This window comes from Acidimicrobiales bacterium, from assembly GCA_036491125.1.
Taxonomy (GTDB): domain Bacteria; phylum Actinomycetota; class Acidimicrobiia; order Acidimicrobiales; family AC-9; genus AC-9.
This window is the reverse complement of sequence record DASXCO010000008.1, coordinates 1-5,333: the sequence shown is the minus strand read 5'-3', so window position 1 is coordinate 5,333 and position 5,333 is coordinate 1. Positions and strand designations below refer to the sequence as shown.

The 5,333-nt window shown below is 64.8% G+C and carries 5 protein-coding genes; 2 read left to right on the top strand and 3 right to left on the bottom strand.

Features of this window, described 5'->3' with window-relative positions; translation table 11 throughout:
* Positions 1-422: 422 nt before the first annotated feature.
* Complete coding sequence (locus VGF64_00535) at positions 423-1,364, top strand: sugar phosphate isomerase/epimerase family protein (GenBank protein HEY1633214.1); 942 nt, start codon at positions 423-425, stop codon at positions 1,362-1,364.
* A 111-nt stretch (positions 1,365-1,475) separates the two neighbouring features.
* On the opposite strand, the gene VGF64_00530 is transcribed toward VGF64_00535, so the two are convergent.
* From VGF64_00530 to VGF64_00520, 3 genes are all read right to left on the bottom strand, one after another.
* Positions 1,476-2,243: a carbohydrate ABC transporter permease gene (locus VGF64_00530; GenBank protein HEY1633213.1), complete on the bottom strand. Its 768-nt coding sequence runs from the start codon at positions 2,241-2,243 to the stop codon at positions 1,476-1,478.
* Between the two features lie 119 nt (positions 2,244-2,362).
* Positions 2,363-3,337: a sugar ABC transporter permease gene (locus VGF64_00525; protein HEY1633212.1), complete on the bottom strand. Its 975-nt coding sequence runs from the start codon at positions 3,335-3,337 to the stop codon at positions 2,363-2,365.
* Positions 3,338-3,435: 98 nt separating this feature from the next.
* Entirely contained in the window at positions 3,436-4,728 is a 1,293-nt protein-coding gene (locus tag VGF64_00520) for an extracellular solute-binding protein (GenBank protein HEY1633211.1), read from the bottom strand.
* A gap of 405 nt (positions 4,729-5,133) precedes the next feature.
* Here VGF64_00520 and VGF64_00515 point away from each other — a divergent pair.
* Positions 5,134-5,333 (top strand): helix-turn-helix domain-containing protein (locus VGF64_00515; protein HEY1633210.1); only part of this gene is annotated, 200 nt, incomplete at its 3' end.

Here is a 5,333-nt window from a genome sequence, read left to right as displayed (position 1 = left end):
TTGGCAGCGGGACTGACGGTACCGCCGAGCCGAGCTGGAACTGGACGGCACCGATGTGGTGCGCGGCGACGGCGTCCAGGGTCGCCTCCAGGCTGGGGCGTTCGAACTCGCTGGTAAGCACTCCAAGCCGCGCCACGGGATGTCTCCTTCGCCGCCAGATCGCCTCAGCCGTCGGACCGTCGCTCACACGAAATGTTAACCAGCATTAACCATTCTGTACAGGGTCCTCCCCTCGATCCCAGCGGCCGGGCGGTGGCGGCGTCCGGTCCCGGCGGCGTCCCGGTCCCGGCGGCGATCGGGCTCTCGCCACACGGCGCGCTGCGGCGGAGGGCCCGGGGGCGGCGTTGACAGTGATGGGACCCAATAGCTAACGTCTGTAAACAATACGATTCTGCTCTGGCGAGCGAGGGAGAAGACGCGTCATGAGGTTCGGAGCCCCGGTCTGGCCGTTCAAGTGGGAAGAGCCCTACGACGGGGCGATACGACGCATCCGCGGGCTCGGCTTCCGGGCTGTGGAGCTGATCGGCTGGAAGCCCGAGACGCTGGACACCTACTACACGTCACAGACCATCAAGGAGCTGCGCTCCGTCCTCGACGGTGAAGGGATATTGCTGTCGCAGTTTGTGGCCAATCCCGGCGAACTGGCGAGCGGCGACGCGGCGGTACGGGCGAAGGCCGTCGAGAACTTCAAGCGCTACAGCGATGTCGGGGCCGAACTCGGCACCACGATCGTGAACACCGTCACCCACTACCCCTTCGCTGTGAAGTACCCTCCGATGATCGATCGCGCGGTCACCCAGATCTTCACCGTCGACATGCCTGCCGATCTCGACTGGAAGCAGAACTGGCTGGATTACGTGGACGCCATCCGCCAGTGCGCCCAGTACGCGGAGTCGGTCGGCCTTAAGTACAGCCTGGAGATGCACCCGTTCCGCTACGCCTCGACGACCGAAGGGCTGCTCCGGCTGATCGAAGCGGTCGATTCCCCGGCGCTGGGGGCCAACTTCGACCCGAGCCACACCTTCCCCAACGGGGACATAACTCATGTCTCGGTCTACCAACTGGCGGATCGCCTCTGGCACTGCGACTTCTCCGACAACGACGGAACCAACAACATGCACTTCCGCCCCGGGAAGGGCAAAATCGACTGGGCGAGCACCATGAAGGCCCTCAAGGACATCGGTTACGACGGCGTCGTCTCGCTGGAATTCGAGGATATTCCCGGCGTCTCGCGGGGAACGAAGCCGCAGGCCGGCGCCTACCAACCAAACGTCGAGGCGTCGCCGGCCGTGGACCACGAGTACCTCACCGCGCTGGCCTTCCTCACCGACCTCGCCAAAGACGCCGGCCTCAACGTCGAATAAGGCGTCCTTCGAGCCTGATGGTCCTATGCCCCGGCGGCGATCCGCCGGGGCATAGGACTTACTCTTGCCCGTCCCGCCACGCTCTTGTGGCCCAGCCGGTCATACCGTCGGCTAGTGACCCGCCAGCGAACCGCCGATCCCGCCAATGCTGAAGTAGCGGTTCAGGAAACTGAAGACAATGACGGGTGGCACCAGCACGACGACCGACACCGCCATCACGTAGCCCCATTCGGTGCTGTTGGTAGAGAAGAAGGTCTGCAGGCCGATCGGCAGCGTGAAATTCGTGTCCGAGCGGAGGAACACGACCGCGATCAGGAAGTCACTCCAGGCCAGGAGGAAAGCGAAGATAGCGGTGGACAGCACGCCGGGCAGCGAGTTGCGCAGGACGATCCGCACGAAGCCCCCGAACAGCGAGCAGCCGTCGATCCACGCCGCTTCCTCCAGCGCGACCGGGATCGTGTCGAAGTAGGCCGCCATCATCCACGTGGCCACCGATATCGTGATGCTGACGTACAAGATCGCCAGCCCGAACAGGTTGTCGACCAGGTTGAACTTGGCGAAGAGGACGAACAACGGAACGATCGACACGATCTGCGGGAACGACTGGGCAATGAAGAGCATCAGGGCATAGCCGCTGATGGCCTTACTCCGGCTCCGGGACAGCACGTATCCGGCCGGGGCAGCGACCAGGATCGCCACCACGACCGTGGCCAAGGTCACGATCAGGCTGTTCCGCAGCCAGGTGAGCACCTGGGTCTGCGAGAACACATAGGTGAAGTTTTCCAGCGTGAAGAACGAGTGCGACGTGGACTGGAGTTGCGGCCGGAAGGCCAGCACCACCGTGACGAACACCGGGATGAGCACGATGAGGGCGATCACCAGGACCGCCAGGGTGTAACGCCACCGCGGCGCCGTCGATACCGCCGGCCCCTCTTCGGTCACGGGCCCGTCGGGTGTGGTGAGCGGGTTCGCTGCGGCGGTCCCTACGGCGGAAGCACTCACGATATCTGCACCTTCTTGATCCGGCGGAACAGCACCACGGAGACCAGCACGGACACCACCGTCATGATGATGCCGATGGCGACGCCCGGTCCGGTCTGGAAATTGCCGAAGACGGTCTCGTAGGCGAGGACGACGAGGGTGCTGGTTGAGCTCACCGGGCCGCCGCCGGTGAGCAGGTAAATGGACTGGAAGTCACCGATACAGAAGATGAACATCAGGATCCAGCTGATGTACGTGGACCGCGCGATCAGCGGCAGCGTGATCCGGCGGAACTGCTGCCAGCTGCTGGCCCCGTCCACCCGGGCCGCTTCGTAGAGGTCGTTCTCGACACCGGCGAGCGCTGCGCTGGCCATCAGCATCATGAACGGGAAGCTGAGCCATATCTTGTAGGCGATGACGATGGTCTTGGCCAGCCCCGGGCTATCCAGGAACAGCAACTGGCCGAGACCGAGGTCCTCGGCGAGGCGCGGCACCACGCTGCTCGGCGTGGCGACGAGCCACTTCCACGCGGTCGCTGTCACCACGACCGGCACGACCCACGGCAGCAGCAGCAGCGTCTTGAGGAAGCTCCGGCCGTACATCCTCTTCCTGAGCAGCAGCGCCAGCGCCAGGCCGACCACCCAGCTGCCGAACACGCCCACCACGCAGTACAGGATCGTGAACTCGACCGATTGCCAGAAGACGGGGTTGTGCAAGACGATCCGGTAGTTCTCCAGCCCTACGAACTCCCCGACTTCGACCAGGTTGCCATCGTGCAGCGACTGGAACACCGAATAGATCGCTGGGTAGCCGTAGATGAGTACGACCAGGACCACGGACGGGATGACCAGCAGGGTCAGCGTGATGCTCCTGGTCGAGAACCGCCTCGGCGGCCGGGGCGCGTGCTCGCTCCGGCCGCCGAGGCCCACTCCCCGCCGGGCCCGGGACAGCCCGTTCAGGACGCCTGAAGATCGGGTCTGCGTGCTTGTCACTTCCGCCTCACACCCAGCGGGCAGTCACGAGGCGAACGAGCGGGCGGTCCCGCAGACCACAATTGATCGGGATGGGGGCGCGGCATCGGCTTCGGCGATCACGCCTTGTAGGAGGCGCCGTAGTTCTGGATCCCGTTTTGCAGGGTCTGCAGGGCGGCCGTCGCCGTGGTCTTCCCGCCCAGGATCGACTGGATGCACTGGACCATGGCCGTGCCGTTGTCGACCGTGGCCAGGCCGGAGAAGATGTGCGGGTAGCGGGCGGACTCGGGCTTGGCCACCGGCACCCACTCCTTGATGATCTTCACTAGCTGCGGGTCCGCCTGGATCTCCGGCAGCGCGATCACGGACTTACGGACCGGCACCGCGGCGGTAATGCCCTGCGCGAAGAAGCCCTTCTTCCCGGCGAACAGCTCGTTCCACCAGATCATGAACTTCTCCGAGCCCGCGATGCTGGGCGTCTTGGTGTACATCTGGTAGTTCTTCAGGTACTGGATGGTACCCACGTCCCCGTGAGGCCCCTTGACCGGGCTCATCACCACGAGGTCGCCGTGGACGGGGTCGGTCCCGCACTCCTGGGGAATGGTCGGGTTGGCCAGCGCCATCCCGGCCTTCCCGTTCTTGAGCTCGGTGTAGACGTCGGTGTCCACGTAGCTGGCGGATCCGGGGTCGACGTAGCCGCCCTTGACCAGCTCGAGGAGATATTCGACCGCCTCGACGTTGCGGTCGTACATGCAGTCGGCGTTGCCCTGCTCATCGAACATGCCGCCGCCGTTATTGATCATGAAGGCGGCGAGGGTATGGGTCCCGTAGGCGGAGTTGCTGCTCGCCGCGGCGGTGACGTACCCGTAGACGCCGATCTTCTTAAGTGCCTTGGCGGCGGCCAGGAAGGACGCCCAGTCGGTCGGCACGCCCACGCCCGCTTTCGCCAGCAGGCTCTTGTTGTACCAGAGGGCCCGGGTGTCGACCCCCCATGGGATACCGACATACCCCTTCGAGGTCTTCATCTGGGGGAACAAGCCGGGGAGATAGTCGGCGTACTGCCCGTTCTTCTGCATCGTCGCGACGACATTGTCCGCGTAGTGGATATCACCCTGGTCGGCGAACTGGAACGCCTGGTAGGCGTACCCGCCGGCGACCGTGGGACCCTTGTTGGCGGCCAGCGCCGCCTCGATCACCTCGTAGATGTTGCCGGTGAGGAGCTCGTAGCCCCCGGTGAGATTGCCGTCCTTGTAGGCGGTGACCAGCTTCTTGGCCTCGGTGTTGAGCTGTCCCGTGCCCACCTCGCCGTCCCACAACGAGAGGGTGCCGGATGCACCGGACCCCGACGAGGAGGAAGAGGAGTTTCCGCAGGCCTCGAGGAGGACAGGCAACACACCTGCGGCGCCGGCCATCGCCAGGAATCTGCGACGGGAGAGACCACTACGGTCAGGGCTGGTATGGGTTTTCACGATCTATCTCCCGGGGGCGTCGTCGCTTTGGGGGTTACGTGCATCGTCGCTCGTGCGAAGAGCGATGCGGTGTCAGGTGCGGGGGCGATCCGGATCATCCGGGTCGGGACGCCGATGCCAGGCCTGACCATCAGTTCCCTCCCTGGATCCGGCCCTGCGTTCGGGTCGCGGTACAGGTACTCGTTACAGCGGGGGATGCCGAGCTGGTACTGGTGTTTCCGGGTTATTGTTACTGACCGTCCACTTTATCCGGCGACGATGTGCCGGTCAAGGACGTCACGAAGTGTCCGTCAAGGAGGTCACGGGCGGGGATAGTTGACTGGGCGAGCGCCCCCGTAGAGTGGTGCCATGACCAGAGTGGTGGTTCCCCGCGGTCCCTACCAGAAGGGGATCAGGCGCCGCCGTGAGATCGTGGACGCCGCGTCAAGGATCTTCGCCCGCTACGGGTACGGGGGCGGTTCGCTCCGGCAGATCGCCGACGACGTGGGTGTCACACCGGCCGCCCTGGCCCGCCATTTCGAGAACAAGTACGGCCTGCTCCAGGCGGT

What these genes read in the sequence shown, in the direction of transcription:
- VGF64_00535 (HEY1633214.1), top strand. Translation starts at nt 423, where the DNA reads ATGAGGTTCGGAGCCCCGGTCTGGCCGTTCAAGTGGGAAGAGCCCTAC.
- VGF64_00520 (HEY1633211.1), bottom strand. Translation starts at nt 4,728, where the DNA reads ATGGCCGGCGCCGCAGGTGTGTTGCCTGTCCTCCTCGAGGCCTGCGGA.